The 14,678-nt window shown below is 57.4% G+C and carries 15 protein-coding genes; 10 read left to right on the plus strand and 5 right to left on the minus strand.

Features of this window, described 5'->3' with window-relative positions; translation table 11 throughout:
• Window positions 1-19 precede the first annotated feature (19 nt).
• The 3 genes from gcvH to GUC22_RS03980 all read left to right on the plus strand — a co-directional run bounded on the left by gcvH (window position 20) and on the right by GUC22_RS03980 (window position 4,231).
• On the plus strand, window positions 20-409 hold the full coding sequence (gene gcvH / locus GUC22_RS03970) for a glycine cleavage system protein GcvH (RefSeq protein WP_024358626.1): 390 nt from the start codon (window positions 20-22) through the stop codon (window positions 407-409).
• A 144-nt stretch (window positions 410-553) separates the two neighbouring features.
• Window positions 554-3,427, plus strand: coding sequence for an aminomethyl-transferring glycine dehydrogenase (gcvP, locus tag GUC22_RS03975; protein WP_024358625.1), 2,874 nt, complete (start codon window positions 554-556; stop codon window positions 3,425-3,427).
• A 60-nt stretch (window positions 3,428-3,487) separates the two neighbouring features.
• Complete coding sequence (locus tag GUC22_RS03980; protein ID WP_004133590.1) at window positions 3,488-4,231, plus strand: SDR family oxidoreductase; 744 nt, start codon at window positions 3,488-3,490, stop codon at window positions 4,229-4,231.
• Between the two features lie 186 nt (window positions 4,232-4,417).
• On the opposite strand, the gene GUC22_RS03985 is transcribed toward GUC22_RS03980, so the two are convergent.
• From GUC22_RS03985 to GUC22_RS03995, 3 genes are all read right to left on the minus strand, one after another.
• Window positions 4,418-4,909: a protein disulfide oxidoreductase gene (locus GUC22_RS03985; protein ID WP_024358623.1), complete on the minus strand. Its 492-nt coding sequence runs from the start codon at window positions 4,907-4,909 to the stop codon at window positions 4,418-4,420.
• 190 nt (window positions 4,910-5,099) lie between these two features.
• Window positions 5,100-6,533 carry a 6-phospho-beta-glucosidase gene (locus GUC22_RS03990; RefSeq protein ID WP_024358622.1) on the minus strand — a complete coding sequence of 478 codons (1,434 nt, stop codon included), beginning with the start codon at window positions 6,531-6,533 and terminating at the stop codon, window positions 5,100-5,102.
• A gap of 121 nt (window positions 6,534-6,654) precedes the next feature.
• Window positions 6,655-7,383, minus strand: a complete 729-nt coding sequence (locus GUC22_RS03995; protein ID WP_024358621.1) for a MurR/RpiR family transcriptional regulator — start codon at window positions 7,381-7,383, stop codon at window positions 6,655-6,657.
• A gap of 50 nt (window positions 7,384-7,433) precedes the next feature.
• Between GUC22_RS03995 and yqfB the strand changes: the two genes are divergently transcribed.
• Window positions 7,434-7,745, plus strand: coding sequence for a N(4)-acetylcytidine aminohydrolase (gene yqfB, locus GUC22_RS04000; RefSeq protein ID WP_004133599.1), 312 nt, complete (start codon window positions 7,434-7,436; stop codon window positions 7,743-7,745).
• A 162-nt stretch (window positions 7,746-7,907) separates the two neighbouring features.
• Window positions 7,908-8,567, plus strand: coding sequence for a PAQR family membrane homeostasis protein TrhA (gene trhA / locus GUC22_RS04005; protein ID WP_004124978.1), 660 nt, complete (start codon window positions 7,908-7,910; stop codon window positions 8,565-8,567).
• 126 nt (window positions 8,568-8,693) lie between these two features.
• Here the strand turns inward: trhA and ygfZ are convergent, their stop codons facing one another.
• Window positions 8,694-9,677 (minus strand): tRNA-modifying protein YgfZ, encoded by a 984-nt coding sequence (ygfZ, locus tag GUC22_RS04010; protein WP_024358615.1) that lies wholly within the window; start codon window positions 9,675-9,677, stop codon window positions 8,694-8,696.
• 244 nt (window positions 9,678-9,921) lie between these two features.
• Here ygfZ and sdhE point away from each other — a divergent pair, with 244 nt between their 5' ends.
• Together sdhE and GUC22_RS04020 are read left to right on the plus strand one after the other, a co-directional pair.
• On the plus strand, window positions 9,922-10,188 hold the full coding sequence (sdhE, locus tag GUC22_RS04015; RefSeq protein ID WP_004124953.1) for an FAD assembly factor SdhE: 267 nt from the start codon (window positions 9,922-9,924) through the stop codon (window positions 10,186-10,188).
• Window positions 10,169-10,579, plus strand: a complete 411-nt coding sequence (locus GUC22_RS04020) for a protein YgfX (protein ID WP_160183349.1) — start codon at window positions 10,169-10,171, stop codon at window positions 10,577-10,579. The genes sdhE and GUC22_RS04020 overlap by 20 nt, the downstream gene beginning before the upstream one ends.
• A gap of 8 nt (window positions 10,580-10,587) precedes the next feature.
• On the opposite strand, the gene fldB is transcribed toward GUC22_RS04020, so the two are convergent.
• Window positions 10,588-11,109: a flavodoxin FldB gene (gene fldB / locus GUC22_RS04025; protein WP_024358613.1), complete on the minus strand. Its 522-nt coding sequence runs from the start codon at window positions 11,107-11,109 to the stop codon at window positions 10,588-10,590.
• A 121-nt stretch (window positions 11,110-11,230) separates the two neighbouring features.
• Here fldB and xerD point away from each other — a divergent pair, with 121 nt between their 5' ends.
• Genes xerD through recJ form a run of 3 tightly spaced genes read left to right on the plus strand, consistent with a single transcriptional unit; the run spans window position 11,231 to window position 14,602 of the window.
• Window positions 11,231-12,127 (plus strand): site-specific tyrosine recombinase XerD, encoded by an 897-nt coding sequence (gene xerD, locus GUC22_RS04030; RefSeq protein ID WP_004124942.1) that lies wholly within the window; start codon window positions 11,231-11,233, stop codon window positions 12,125-12,127.
• 22 nt (window positions 12,128-12,149) lie between these two features.
• Window positions 12,150-12,863: a bifunctional protein-disulfide isomerase/oxidoreductase DsbC gene (gene dsbC / locus GUC22_RS04035; RefSeq protein WP_004134425.1), complete on the plus strand. Its 714-nt coding sequence runs from the start codon at window positions 12,150-12,152 to the stop codon at window positions 12,861-12,863.
• A gap of 5 nt (window positions 12,864-12,868) precedes the next feature.
• Entirely contained in the window at window positions 12,869-14,602 is a 1,734-nt protein-coding gene (recJ, locus tag GUC22_RS04040) for a single-stranded-DNA-specific exonuclease RecJ (protein ID WP_131930459.1), read from the plus strand.
• Window positions 14,603-14,678: the final 76 nt, after the last annotated feature.

Raw genomic sequence — 14,678 nt, forward strand, 5'->3', positions numbered from 1 at the left:
CCCTTTTGGAGATGAATTGATGAGCAACGTACCAGCAGAACTGAAATACAGCAAAGAACACGAATGGCTGCGTAAAGAAGCGGACGGCACTTATACCGTTGGTATCACCGAGCACGCGCAAGAGCTGCTTGGCGATATGGTTTTCGTCGACCTGCCGGAAGTGGGCGCCGCCGTTGAAGCGGGCGCAGACTGCGCGGTTGCCGAATCCGTCAAAGCGGCTTCCGATATCTACGCGCCGATCAGCGGCGAAATCGTTGCCGTCAATGACGAGCTGAACGACTCCCCTGAGCTGGTCAACAGCGAGCCGTACGCCGGCGGCTGGATCTTTAAAATCAAAGCCAGCGACGAAGCTCAGGTTGACGCGCTGCTGGATGCGACCGCATATGAAGCTCTGTTAGAAGACGAATAAATACGCTTCATCCTTCACGCTGCAGGGGCGTTGGCTTCCTGCAACGCCAATGATTTTGCGTATTCTGGCCCGGCAAGCATCAGCGCTCGCCGGGCAAACCAGTCAGACAATCACGATTCACCGCACGTTCAGGAACCATCGCTCATGACCCAGACTTTAGGCCAGCTTGAAAACCGTGACGCCTTTATTGAACGTCACATCGGCCCGGACGCCCTGCAGCAGCAGGAGATGCTGAAAACCGTTGGCGCCGATTCGCTTAACGCCCTGATTGGCCAGATTGTGCCGCAGGATATCCAGCTGGCGACGCCGCCGCAGGTGGGCGAGGCAACCACGGAATTCGCCGCGCTGGCGGAACTGAAAGCGATCGCCGGTCGTAACAAGCGCTTCAAGTCGTACATTGGCATGGGCTACACCGCCGTGCAGCTGCCGCCGGTGATTCAGCGCAACATGCTGGAAAATCCGGGCTGGTATACCGCCTATACGCCTTATCAGCCGGAGGTTTCTCAGGGCCGTCTGGAATCGCTGCTGAACTTCCAGCAGGTGACCCTCGACCTGACCGGTCTCGATATCGCCTCAGCCTCGCTGCTGGACGAAGCTACCGCCGCCGCGGAAGCGATGGCGATGGCCAAACGCGTAAGCAAACTGAAAAACGCCAACCGTTTCTTCGTCGCCGCCGACGTTCACCCGCAGACCCTGGACGTAGTGCGCACCCGCGCGGAGACCTTCGGTTTCGATGTGATTGTCGATGATGCGGAAAAAGCGCTCGACCATCAGGACGTCTTCGGCGTACTGCTGCAGCAGGTGGGCACCACCGGCGAGGTTCATGATTACAGCAAACTGATTGCTGACCTGAAAGCGCGCAAAGTGATTGTCAGCGTCGCCGCCGATTTTATGGCGCTGGTTCTGCTGACCGCACCGGGTAAGCAGGGCGCGGACATCGTTTTTGGCTCCGCCCAGCGCTTTGGCGTACCGATGGGCTACGGCGGCCCGCACGCGGCTTTCTTTGCCGCCAAAGATGAATTCAAACGCTCCATGCCGGGCCGTATTATCGGCGTATCGAAAGATGCGGCGGGCAATACCGCGCTGCGCATGGCGATGCAGACGCGCGAGCAGCATATTCGCCGCGAGAAAGCGAACTCCAATATCTGTACTTCTCAGGTGCTGCTGGCCAACATTGCCAGCCTGTACGCGGTATTCCACGGTCCGGCTGGCCTGAAGCGTATCGCCAGCCGTATTCACCGTCTGACCGATATTCTGGCCGATGGTCTGCAGAAAAAAGGCCTTAAGCTCCGCCATGCGCACTACTTCGATACCCTGTGCGTTGAGGTTGCCGATAAAGCCGCTGTGCTGGCGCGGGCGGAAGCGCTGCGCATTAACCTGCGCAGCGATATTCATCATGCCGTCGGGATCACCCTTGACGAAGCCACCACGCGTGAAGACGTCCTGAACCTGTTCCGCGCCATCCTTGGCGACGATCATGGCCTGGATATCGACACCCTGGATAAAGACGTGGCCCTCGATAGCCGCTCGATCCCTGCCAGCATGCTGCGCGACGATGCGATCCTTACTCATCCGGTGTTTAACCGCTACCACAGCGAAACCGAGATGATGCGCTATATGCACGCGCTGGAGCGTAAGGATCTGGCGTTGAACCAGGCGATGATCCCGCTGGGCTCCTGCACCATGAAGCTGAATGCCGCCGCCGAGATGATCCCGATCACCTGGCCGGAATTCGCCGAACTGCATCCGTTCTGTCCGGTCGATCAGGCTGAAGGCTATCATCAGATGATCGCTCAGCTCTCCGACTGGCTGGTTAAGCTGACCGGCTACGATGCGGTCTGCATGCAGCCGAACTCCGGCGCGCAGGGCGAATACGCGGGCCTGCTGGCGATTCGTCATTACCACGAAAGCCGCAACGAGGGGCATCGCGATATCTGCCTGATCCCAAGCTCCGCTCACGGCACCAACCCGGCTTCCGCGCAGATGGCGGGAATGCAGGTGGTGGTGGTGGCCTGCGATAAAAACGGCAATATCGATCTTGCTGACCTGCGGGCGAAAGCCGAGCAGCATGCGGCGAACCTCTCCTGCATCATGGTGACCTATCCGTCCACCCACGGCGTTTACGAAGAGACCATTCGCGAAGTGTGCGAAGTGGTGCATCAGTTTGGCGGCCAGGTTTACCTCGATGGCGCGAACATGAACGCCCAGGTCGGCATTACCTCTCCGGGCTTTATTGGCGCGGACGTCTCGCACCTTAACCTGCATAAGACCTTCTGTATTCCGCACGGCGGCGGCGGCCCGGGTATGGGGCCGATTGGCGTGAAATCGCACCTGGCGCCGTTTGTGCCGGGCCACAGCGTGGTGCAAATTGAAGGCATGCTGACCCGCCAGGGCGCGGTTTCCGCCGCGCCGTTCGGCAGCGCTTCCATCCTGCCGATCAGCTGGATGTATATCCGAATGATGGGCGCAGAAGGGCTGAAACAGGCGAGCCAGATGGCGATTCTGAACGCCAACTACATCGCTACCCGTTTGAAAGACGCGTTTCCGGTGCTGTATACCGGCCGCGACGGTCGCGTGGCGCACGAATGCATTCTGGATATTCGTCCGCTGAAAGAAGAGACCGGCATCAGCGAGCTGGATATTGCTAAGCGACTGATTGATTTTGGTTTCCATGCTCCAACCATGTCCTTCCCGGTCGCCGGTACGCTGATGGTTGAACCGACCGAATCGGAAAGCAAAGTGGAGCTGGACCGCTTTATCGATGCGATGCTGGCGATTCGCGGCGAGATCGACCGCGTGAAAGCCGGCGAGTGGCCGCTGGAGGATAACCCGCTGGTGAACGCGCCGCATACCCAGGGTGAACTGGTGAGCGCGTGGAACCATCCGTACGCCCGCGAACTGGCGGTCTTCCCGGCAGGGCTGAACAACAAATACTGGCCGACCGTTAAGCGTCTGGACGATGTTTACGGCGACCGTAACCTGTTCTGCTCCTGCGTACCGATGAGCGAATACCAGTAATCTGCTGATTAGACTATCTTTTAAAGGCGCTGCGGCGCCTTTATATTTTGGGAGAATGGTATGACGATAGCATTGGTGACGGGCGGCAGCCGGGGAATAGGTAAAGCGACGGCGCTGCTGCTGGCGCAGGAAGGCTATACCGTGGCGGTGAATTACCACCAGAATAGCGCCGCGGCGACCGGCGTGGTGAACGAGATTATCGCCAGCGGCGGCAAAGCCGTTGCGTTACGGGCGGACGTCAGCGATGAAGCGCAGGTGATGGCGATGTTTGCCTCGATCGACCGTCTCGGCGAACCGCTCTCCGCGCTGGTCAATAACGCCGGGATTTTATTTACTCAGGGGACGATTGAAAGCCTTAGCGCCGACCGGATTAACCGGGTGCTGGCCACTAATGTGACCGGTTACTTCCTCTGCTGCCGGGAGGCGGTAAAGCGGATGTCGCACAAGCACGGCGGTAAGGGTGGGGCGATTGTGAATGTGTCGTCCGCGGCATCGCGCCTCGGGGCGCCGGGGGAGTATGTGGATTACGCCGCGTCGAAAGGTGCGGTTGATACCCTGACCACCGGCCTGTCGCTGGAAGTGGCGGCGCAGGGGATTCGGGTCAACGGCGTGCGCCCCGGCTTAATCTATACCGATATGCACGCCAGCGGCGGTGAGCCCGGGCGCGTGGATCGCGTCAAGTCGATGCTGCCGATGCGGCGCGGCGGGCAGCCGGAGGAGGTGGCTCAGGCCATCGTCTGGCTGCTAAGCGATAAGGCTTCCTACGTTACCGGCAGCTTCCTCGAGCTGGCGGGCGGGAAGTAATCCGTAAATCTTTCCCGGAGGCGGCGCTGCGCACCTGTCTGGGCTCCCAGCCCGCAGACAACTGTGAACTTGTAGCCAGGTCAGCGCAGCGCCACCGGGAGTTTTGTGATCCATTACACTGTGGATTTCCGGGTTACCAGACCTTCAGACCGCATCGACCCGTAGCTCAGCAAGCAGGGAAATTCCCTACGACGCCATCCACAGCCGCAGGCGCATTCCCCAGTTGCTGGTCCAGCCGGTGGTGACTGACTTCACCTCGCCGCGCGAGATAACGATAAGGGTCGGCGTGACCTGTACCTCCCACCGTTGGGATAGCTGACCGCTGGCGTCATTAATCGTCGGCAGCGCCGTTTTTTTATGCGCCAGCCAGCGCGTCAGGGTGGCGTTATCGCCCGAACGTAACGCTACCGTCATAACATTACCGCCATCGTCGGCTAAAGCAGCCACCGACGGGGTGGTATAGCGGCATACGCTGCACCAGGTCGCCCAGACGTACAGCAGCAAGGGGCGTTCGTGGCTCATGGCCGCCAGATCGACCGTTCGGCCATCAAGCGTTTGCAGCGGCGTGCTGGAGAAATTCTGCGGCAGCGCCGGTTTGCGCAGATAATCCACAGCCAGGCTGACGGCGGCAACGATCAGCAGCCATGTCAGGATCAGTCTAAAGACGTTTAGCATCATTTTTCTATATGGTGATGCGCCGGAAAAGCCGGCAGCGTGCGGCGTTGATTCGCGGAGTAAGCGTCAGCGACTCAACGATTGATGGGGTTTATCTTATCGGCTGAGCGCGCGTTAGCAACGCTAACGCTGTAAAGAAGTGTCTGTTTTGTGGGAAGTTTTACCCCCTTCCGACTGGAAAGGGGCAAGATGCTTACAATTTCTCGCCGTTGCTGGCGATAACGTCTTTGTACCAGTTAAAGCTCTTCTTGCGCGAGCGGGACATATCGCCGGTACCATCGTCATGTTTGTTGACGTAGATAAAGCCGTAGCGCTTGCTGTATTGACCGGTGGTGAAGGAGACGCAGTCGATGCAGCCCCACGGGGTATAGCCCATTAGCTCAACGCCGTCGTAAGTCACCGCTTTGATCATCTCTTCGACGTGAGCGCGCAGATAGTCGATGCGGTAGTCGTCGTTGATGCTGCCGTCTTCTTCGACTTTATCGTACGCGCCGAAGCCGTTTTCGACGATAAACAGCGGTTTCTGATAGCGCTCATACAGTTCGCACAGCGCATAGCGCAGGCCCACCGGGTCAATCTGCCAACCCCAATCGGACGCTTTAACGTGCGGGTTGGGCACGCTGCCCTCGAAGCCGGAAATTGCGTCGCCGCTGCCGCCTTCCGCTTTCACCGCGTTGGTCATGTAGTAGCTGAAGCCGAGATATGCGCAGGTGCCTTCGCGCAGGATTTGCGCATCGCCATCCTCCATTTTGATACTGAAGCCGCGGCGCTCCCACTCGTTCAGGACATAGCTCGGATAGTAACCGCGCAGCTGGACGTCGGTAAAGACGTAGCGTTCGCGCATCGATTCCTGGGCAAACATCACGTCTTCCGGCTTACAGGAGTACGGATAGAGAGGGACCATTGCCAGCATGCAGCCAACCTGCATCTGCGGATTGATTTGACGTGCCGCCTTCACCGCCAGCGCGCTGGCGACAAACTGATGATGCAGCACCTGGTACATGGTCTCTTCCGGGTTTTCATGCTCGGTATAGACCACGCCGGAGCAGCAGTAGCCAAACAGCGGCGCGCGCCAGTTACGCTGGTTATTGATCTCGTTAAAGGTCATCCAGTATTTCACTTTGTGCTTATAGCGCTCGAAGACCACTTCGGCGAAGCGCACAAAGAAATCGACCACTTTGCGGTTGGTCCAGCCGCCGTACTGCTGAACCAGATGCAGCGGCATCTCAAAGTGGGAGAGGGTGATTACCGGCTCGATGTTGTACTTCAGCAGTTCATCGAACATATCATCGTAGAATTTCAGCCCCTCTTCATTCGGCTGGCTTTCGTCGCCCAGCGGGAAAATGCGCGTCCAGGCGATGGAGGTGCGGAAGCACTTGAAGCCCATCTCGGCGAACAGCTTGATGTCTTCTTTGTAGCGGCCATGAAAGTCGATGGCTTCGTGGTTTGGATAGTACTTGCCCGGCTCTACCTGCTGGGTTATCTCGCGCGGCACGCCGTGCGCGCCGCCGGTAAGCACGTCGCAGATGCTCGGACCTTTACCGTCTTTATTCCAGCCGCCTTCAACCTGGTGCGCGGCGACGGCGCCGCCCCATAAAAAGTCTTTTGGTAAAGGAATTTTCTTCATCTTTGCTCATCTCGTCATAATTACTTGTTGGTTTCGAGTCTAACAAAGGCGATATAAATGTCACGATATAACAATTTGTCCTGGATGGAATTTGTTACATCGAAAAAACATCCTGTTATTTTCAGCGGAGTTTGCGCGCTAATTTACGCCCCAGCGTTTCCAGAATATAAATGACCGGGATCTGGGTGGTAATGTCATAGACGCCGCCGATGCGCGTTTGCGGAACGTGCCAGGAGAGATTGAAGTCGGCAAGCTTTGCCAGCCGCGAGTGCTCGTGGCTGGTGATGGACATTACTTTACAGCGATGCAGGCTGAACTGGCTGGCAAAGCGCAGGATTTCTTCGGTTTCACCGGAGACCGACAGTACAATAGCCAGCGCATTACGCGCCATATCATTGGTCACCGGGAAATAAGGATCGTCGATATGGTTGCTGAATTTCCCGACGTTAGAGAAAAAACGCGCGCCATATTTCGCCAGCGCGCCGGAGGTGCCGGCGCCGACGAAAATAATACGTTCTGACGACAGAATAATATCGACCGCCTGCTCGAGCAGTTGGTCAAATTCATCGTTATTAACGCTTTTAAAAAAGCTCATTATTTCGCTGGCGCCGATATTTGCCTGTTGAGGCTCATTCTGCTCCAGATATAATTTAAAGCGTACGCGAAACTCCGAGTAGCCTTCGCACTGCAGCTTGCGGCAGAAGCGCAGGACGGTGGTCGTGGAGACTCCGGCCGCTTCCGCCAGCTCGCGGATGGTCATGTACATCACTTTGTCGCGATTTTTAATGACATAGTGATAGACCATCATCTCAAGATTATTGAGACTGGCGATAGCGGCGTGGGAGAAGATACTCACAGTGGCAAACTCACAATTCATAATGACCAGGACGGAATGATATCATGCAGCCAAATAACATAACCTTTTTTCAGCGTTTTCAGGACGACATCCTCGCCGGACGCAAAACCATTACCATCCGCGATGCTGCGGAATCGCACTTTAAAGCCGGCGATGTACTGCGCGTTGGTCGCTATGAAGATGACGGCTATTTTTGCACCATTCGCGTAGTCGCAACCTCGACGGTGACGCTGGATACGCTGAACGAACGGCACGCGCAGCAGGAGAATATGACCCTGCCGCAGCTGCGCGAAGTGATAGCGGAAATCTACCCTGAAGAAAAGCTCTTTTATGTTATTGAATTCGAAAGGCTTTAATAAAATAATGAACGACTGTAAGTTGAAATTTTAATTTAACTTATTGATTTTATTATATTAATAAATATTCATCCTTTTATTTTAGCTAACAGGTGTTCACTGGAATCATTCTCAGTTAACCTAAGTGTGCTATTGAAAGCGTACTTGTTTTCGGAGTCAAATATGGTTCGCAAATCGTTAATCACGCAGGGATATTCTCTGGCAGAGGAAATTGCCAACAGCATCAGCCACGGGATTGGGCTGGTGTTCGGTATTGTCGGTCTGGTGCTGTTGCTAGTACAGGCGGTGGATAGTAACGCCGGCGCAACGGCCATCACCAGCTACAGCCTGTACGGCGGGAGCATGATTCTGCTGTTCCTCGCCTCTACGCTCTATCACGCCATTCCGCATCAGCGGGCAAAGCTGTGGCTGAAAAAATTCGACCACTGCGCGATCTACCTGCTGATTGCCGGGACCTATACGCCGTTTCTGCTGGTAGGGCTAAATTCGCCGCTGTCGCGCGGGTTGATGATCGTCATCTGGAGCCTGGCGCTGCTGGGGATCCTGTTTAAGCTGACGATTGCGCATCGTTTTAAGATCCTCTCTTTAGTGACCTACCTGACGATGGGCTGGCTGTCGCTGATTGTGGTTTATCAACTGGCGATTAAGCTGGCGGTGGGCGGCGTAACGCTGTTAGCCGTTGGCGGGATTATTTATTCGCTGGGGGTTATTTTCTACGTCTGCAAACGTATTCCATACAACCACGCTATCTGGCACGGTTTTGTCCTGGGCGGCAGCGTGTGCCACTTCCTGGCCATTTATTTGTACGTCGGGCAGGTTTAAATTTTGAGAAATCTCCCGGCTCGCGCTACGCTTAGCCGGGCTACAGGTTCACCGTCGTCTGCGGGCTGGTAGCCCGGACAGGCGAGTCGCGTCGCCTCCGGGGAGAAGGCGGCCGGGAATATCGCTTTAACGCTCTTCCAGCGTATACGGCAGCGGCTCGATGCTCAGGCTACCGGCATCGTCGCGCACGCGGAACACGCTGTCCGGTTCCATATCATTATTCATCACCACCTGCACCAGCAGACGGCCGTCGTCCAGCTGTACGGCGGCTAAAACGGTGCCGGTACGGCGCCAGTTTTCACCCATTTTCAGCTCCAGGTCTTCCCCGGCTTCCGGCACGCGGCTGGCGGTCCCCGCCAGATACCACAGGGCGCGCTTGTTGGCGCCGCGGAATTTAGCGCGGGCCACCATCTCCTGGCCGGTATAGCAGCCTTTTTTGAAGCTGATGCCGCCCAGCGCCTGCAGGTTGGTGGCTTGCGGAATAAACTGCGCGCTGTTGGCGCTGTCGATAACCGGCAGACCGGCTTCAATATTCAGCGCCAGCCACTGCTGGCTATTGTTAAGCTGCGCTTCGCCGCGCAGGGCATCGGTGATGCGGGTGGCGGTTGCCGCATCGGTCACCAGCAGGAAGCGCTCGGCCGGATGCTCAAACCACAGCACGCTGGTAGCGCCTTCGCTGACCACCTGTTTCTCGGCGTTCGGCAGTTCGCCCAACAGCGGCGTCAGCGCGGCGCGCGCCTGGAAACCGGCAACGCCCAGCAGCACGGATTCATCATCGGCGGCGATCGTCACCTTAGAGAACACCGCGTACTTTTTCAGTTCGGTCAGCTGCGCATCACGCAGGCTGCGGCGTTCAATCCATGCAAAACCCTCATTGCGGCGGAAAACGCGCAGGTTGCTCCACATCTTGCCCTTGGCGTCACAGTGCGCGGCAAGCAGATGCTGCTCGTCGGTCAGGTGGCTGACGTCGGCGGTGATCTGCCCCTGCAGATATTTTTCGCCATCCGGACCGGTAATCGTCGCCAGCGCCCAGTCGTCCAGCGTCATCAGCGTTAACGGCAGACGAGCGGAAGAGGAGGGCTGACGCGGAGGAAAAGGTGTAAAAGCCATAGTCATATCCTGAATAGCTTAACGCAGAGTGTGTGACTAATGGTAAAAGAGCTATGGTGCAATGCAAGCGCTTTTGACAGGCCATTCGTGCCCTAAAAAACGGGGAGCTAAAACGAGCGAAATAACCAATAACCTGATTATTTTAAGGATTTCATGGAATAGCGCTCGCGAATCTTGATATTCCAGTGAAGTCAGCGCCGAAAACGGGTTAAACTAAGAGATATTTATAAGCAGGAAGTAAAACATGGACATTAACAATAAAGCCCGTATCCATTGGGCATGCCGTCGAGGTATGCGTGAACTCGATATCTCCATCATGCCGTTTTTCGAGCATGAGTACGATACGCTAAGCGATGGCGATAAGGCGTTATTCATCCGCCTGCTGGAAAACGACGATCCGGATCTCTTCAACTGGTTGATGAATCATGGCGAGCCGGCTGATGCTGAACTGCAGCGGATGGTAAAATTAATTCAGACTCGGAATCGGGAACGTGGTCCTGTGGCAATCTGATTTACGCATCTCGTGGCGCGCGCAGTGGTTTTCACTGCTGATGCACGGCGTGGTGGCGGCGCTGGTGCTGCTGATGCCCTGGCCGCTGAGCTATACCCCGCTGTGGCTGATACTGCTGTCGCTGGTAGTGTTCGACTGCGTACGCAGCCAGCGGCGGATCCACGCCCGTCAGGGCGAAATAAAGCTGCTGATCGATTCGCGTCTGCGCTGGCAAAAGGCGGAGTGGGAGATTATCGGTACGCCGTGGGTAATCAACAGCGGCATGCTGCTGCGCCTGCGGAATACGGAAAACCAACGTACCCAGCATTTATGGGTCGCGGCGGATAGCATGGACGCGGGAGAATGGCGCTACCTGCGTCGGCTGGTGTTACAGAAACCGACGCAAGAGTAGGCAAAGGCTCAGGAGAACTGCTCAGCCATTTCACCGAGGATTTGCTCGCACCAGTTCTGAATGCGCTCATCGCTCAGGTCGTACTGGTTCGTTTCGTCAAGCGCCAGGCCAACGAACAGCTGGCCGTCGGCGATGACCGGTTTCGGGCTGGTGAATTCATAGCCTTCGGTAGGCCAGTAGCCGATGAACTTAACCCCTTTGGTCGCCAGCTTATCGTGCAGCATACCGAGCGCGTCGAGGAACCATTCGCCGTAGCCGAGCTGGTCGCCCATGCCGTACAGCGCGACGATTTTATCCTGCAGATCCAGCGTATCAAGCTGCTGCCAGACGGCTTCCCAATCTTCCTGGATCTCGCCGAAATCCCAGGTCGGAATGCCGAGGATCAGCACGTCATACTGCGTCATCAGGGCAGGGGAATCATCTTTCAGGTTGTGCAGCGTGACCAGTTCAGGGCCGATAATATCGCGGATTTTTTCCGCCGCCATTTCGGTGTAGCAGGTGCTGGAACCGTAAAAAAGACCTATGTTCATCGCGGAAACGTCTCAATTCTTGCTGTGACTTTGCGCTTAGTGTACCAGAAAGGCCGCGCCCGCCTGCAACTCGAATTATTTAGGGTATAATGGCGCCGTTTTAATAAGCAAAGAGGCCGGAGTGGAACAGGATCTCGCACGAATCGAGCAGTTTCTTGATGCCTTATGGCTGGAGCGTAATCTGGCGGAGAACACGCTAAGCGCCTACCGCCGGGACCTGACGATGGTGGTGGAATGGCTGCATCATCGTGGCCTGTCGCTTGCCAGCGTCAGCGGCGAAGATCTCCAGTCGCTGCTGGCGGAGCGGCAAACCGGCGGCTACAAGGCCACCAGCACCGCGCGCCTGCTAAGCGCCGTGCGACGCTTCTTCCAGCATCTTTACCGGGAGAAAATTCGTCCGGACGATCCCAGCGCGCTGCTGGCCTCGCCAAAGCTGCCGCAGCGGCTGCCGAAGGATCTGAGTGAGGCGCAGGTGGAGCGGCTACTCCAGGCTCCGCTGGTTGAACAGCCGCTGGAGCTGCGCGATAAAGCGATGCTGGAAGTGCTGTACGCCACCGGTCTGCGCGTTTCCGAGCTGGTGGGCCTGACCATGAGCGATATTAGCCTGCGCCAGGGCGTGCTGCGCGTGATTGGTAAAGGAAATAAAGAACGTCTGGTACCGTTAGGCGAAGAGGCGGTGCTGTGGGTTGAGAATTACCTTGAATACGGCCGCCCCTGGCTGCTGAACGGCGTGGCGTCCGATGTGCTTTTCCCCAGCCAGCGCGCGCAGCAGATGACGCGCCAGACCTTCTGGCATCGAATTAAGCACTATGCCGTACTGGCGGGGATTGATAGCGAAAAGCTCTCCCCGCACGTGTTACGCCATGCGTTTGCTACGCATTTACTTAACCATGGCGCCGACTTACGCGTGGTGCAGATGCTGTTAGGACACAGCGATCTCTCCACGACGCAGATCTACACCCACGTGGCGACCGAGCGTCTGCGACAACTCCATCAACAGCATCACCCGCGTGCGTGAGTGCTGAAAAAAAGGACTGAGTATGAAAAAAGGTTTACTGATGTTCACTCTGCTGGCGACCACCTTATCCGGTGCGGCGCATGCGGATAGCGCGGCGATTAAGCAACTGCTGGCGAAGCTGGGTGTGCAGAGTTCGGACGTGCAACCTTCGCCGATCAAAGGCATCAGCACCGCATTGACGGACAGCGGCGTGATATACGTTACCGATGACGGTAAGCACATTATCCAGGGGCCGATGTACGACGTCAGCGGCGCGCAGCCGGTAAACGTCACCAATACGCTGCTGGCCGGTAAGCTGAACGCGCTGGAAAAAGAGATGATCGTCTATAAGGCGCCGCAGGAAAAACACGTCATCACCGTCTTCACCGATATTACCTGCGGCTACTGCCATAAACTGCACGAACAGATGAGCGACTACAACGCGCTGGGGATTACCGTGCGCTATCTGGCCTTCCCGCGCCAGGGGCTGCAAAGCGAAGCCGAGCAGAACATGAAGGCTATCTGGTGCGCCAAAGATCGCAACAAAGCCCTGGATAACGCGATGAGCGGCAAAGGCGTGCAGCCGGCCAGCTGCGATGTTGATATCGCTAAACACTACACGCTGGGCGTGCAGCTTGGCGTTAACGGCACGCCGGCGATGGTGCTGAGCGACGGCACCCTTATGCCCGGCTATCGCGATCCGAAAGACCTGAAAGCGCTCCTCGATGAGCATCAAAAACAGACAAGCGGTAACTGATTCGCGTGAAACAACAGATACAACTACGCCGCCGCGAGGCGGTTGACGGCGTCGATTTACCTGCCGATCTCCCGCCGCTGCTGCAGCGGCTGTACGCCAGCCGCGGCGTACGCAGCGCGCAGGAGCTGGAGCGCGGGGTGAAAGGCATGCTGCCGTGGTCGCAGCTGACCGGCGTCGAAAAAGCGGTAGAGATACTTTACGGCGCATTTAAGCAGGGGCTGCATATCGTGGTGGTCGGCGACTTTGACGCTGACGGTGCCACCAGCACCGCGCTGAGCGTGCTGGCTCTGCGCGCGCTGGGTTACGGCAACGTTTCGTACCTGGTGCCAAACCGTTTTGAAGATGGCTACGGCCTGAGTCCGGAAGTAGTCGATCAGGCTCACGCCCGCGGCGCGCAGCTGATTATGACCGTCGACAACGGCATTTCTTCGCACGCTGGCGTCGATCATGCCCACGCGCTGGGTATTCCGGTGCTGGTAACCGATCACCACCTGCCGGGGGATTCGCTGCCCGCAGCGGAAGCGATTATTAACCCGAACCTGCGCGACTGTGAGTTCCCGTCGAAATCGCTGGCCGGGGTGGGCGTAGCTTTTTATCTGATGCTGGCGCTGCGCACTTTTCTGCGCGATAAAGGCTGGTTTGACGAGCGCGGCATCGCGCCGCCGAATCTGGCTGACTTACTCGATCTGGTGGCGCTTGGCACCGTGGCGGACGTCGTACCGCTGGATGCTAACAACCGGATCCTGACCTGGCAGGGGCTGAGCCGCATCCGGGCGGGGAAATGCCGTCCGGGCATTAAGGCGCTGCTGGAAATCTCCAATCGCGACCCGCAAAAATTGGCGGCCAGCGATCTCGGCTTTGCTCTCGGCCCGCGCCTCAACGCGGCGGGGCGGCTGGACGATATGTCCGTCGGCGTGGCGCTGCTGCTGTGCGACAACACCGGCGAAGCGCGGGTGCTGGCCAATGAGCTGGACGCGCTGAATCAGACGCGTAAAGAGATAGAGCAGGGGATGCAGGCGGAAGCGCTGACCCTATGTGAGAAGCTGGAGCGCAGCGGCGAGACGCTGCCCGGCGGCCTGGCGATGTACCACCCGCAGTGGCATCAGGGCGTCGTCGGCATTCTGGCCTCGCGTATTAAAGAGCGCTTCCATCGTCCGGTTATCGCCTTTGCGCCCACCGGCGACGGTACGCTCAAAGGCTCCGGTCGGTCGATTCAGGGGCTGCATATGCGCGATGCGCTGGAGCGTCTGGATACGCTCTATCCGGGGCTGATTATGAAGTTTGGCGGCCATGCCATGGCGGCAGGGCTATCGCTGGAAGAGGCGCGCTTTGAAGAGTTCCAGCAGCGCTTTGGCGAGCTGGTGACCGAGTGGCTCGATCCGGCGCTGCTGCAGGGCGAAGTGGTCTCCGACGGTCCGCTGACGGCGGCAGAAATGAGCATGGAGGTCGCGCAGATGCTGCGCGACGCCGGGCCGTGGGGGCAGATGTTCCCCGAGCCGCTGTTTGACGGGCGTTTTCGTCTGCTGCAGCAGCGGCTGGTCGGTGAGCGTCATTTGAAGGTGATGGTTGAACCGGTCGGCGGCGGCCCGCTGCTGGACGGTATCGCGTTCAATGTTGATACTTCCCTTTGGCCGGATAACGGCGTTCGCGAAGTTCAGCTTGCCTATAAGCTGGATATCAATGAGTTCCGCGGCAACCGCAGCCTGCAGCTGATCATTGACCACCTCTGGCCAAATTGACAACAGTATATTAATGAGAGCGCGAATCCGGTAGAATTCCGCTCTTATCACCGCATTTTGACGAATCCATTAAAAG

The organism is Klebsiella sp. MPUS7 (assembly GCF_009905335.1).
GTDB classification, from domain to species: domain Bacteria; phylum Pseudomonadota; class Gammaproteobacteria; order Enterobacterales; family Enterobacteriaceae; genus Klebsiella; species Klebsiella grimontii.

Bases quoted from the DNA above. Each gene is read 5' to 3' on its own strand.
- trhA (WP_004124978.1), top strand. From the start codon at position 7,908: ATGGTTCGCAAATCGTTAATCACGCAGGGATATTCTCTGGCAGAGGAA.
- GUC22_RS03985 (WP_024358623.1), bottom strand. From the start codon at position 4,909: ATGATGCTAAACGTCTTTAGACTGATCCTGACATGGCTGCTGATCGTT.
- GUC22_RS03990 (WP_024358622.1), bottom strand. From the start codon at position 6,533: ATGAAGAAAATTCCTTTACCAAAAGACTTTTTATGGGGCGGCGCCGTC.
- sdhE (WP_004124953.1), top strand. From the start codon at position 9,922: ATGGACATTAACAATAAAGCCCGTATCCATTGGGCATGCCGTCGAGGT.
- fldB (WP_024358613.1), bottom strand. From the start codon at position 11,109: ATGAACATAGGTCTTTTTTACGGTTCCAGCACCTGCTACACCGAAATG.
- yqfB (WP_004133599.1), top strand. From the start codon at position 7,434: ATGCAGCCAAATAACATAACCTTTTTTCAGCGTTTTCAGGACGACATC.
- dsbC (WP_004134425.1), top strand. From the start codon at position 12,150: ATGAAAAAAGGTTTACTGATGTTCACTCTGCTGGCGACCACCTTATCC.
- GUC22_RS03980 (WP_004133590.1), top strand. From the start codon at position 3,488: ATGACGATAGCATTGGTGACGGGCGGCAGCCGGGGAATAGGTAAAGCG.
- ygfZ (WP_024358615.1), bottom strand. From the start codon at position 9,677: ATGGCTTTTACACCTTTTCCTCCGCGTCAGCCCTCCTCTTCCGCTCGT.
- gcvH (WP_024358626.1), top strand. From the start codon at position 20: ATGAGCAACGTACCAGCAGAACTGAAATACAGCAAAGAACACGAATGG.
- gcvP (WP_024358625.1), top strand. From the start codon at position 554: ATGACCCAGACTTTAGGCCAGCTTGAAAACCGTGACGCCTTTATTGAA.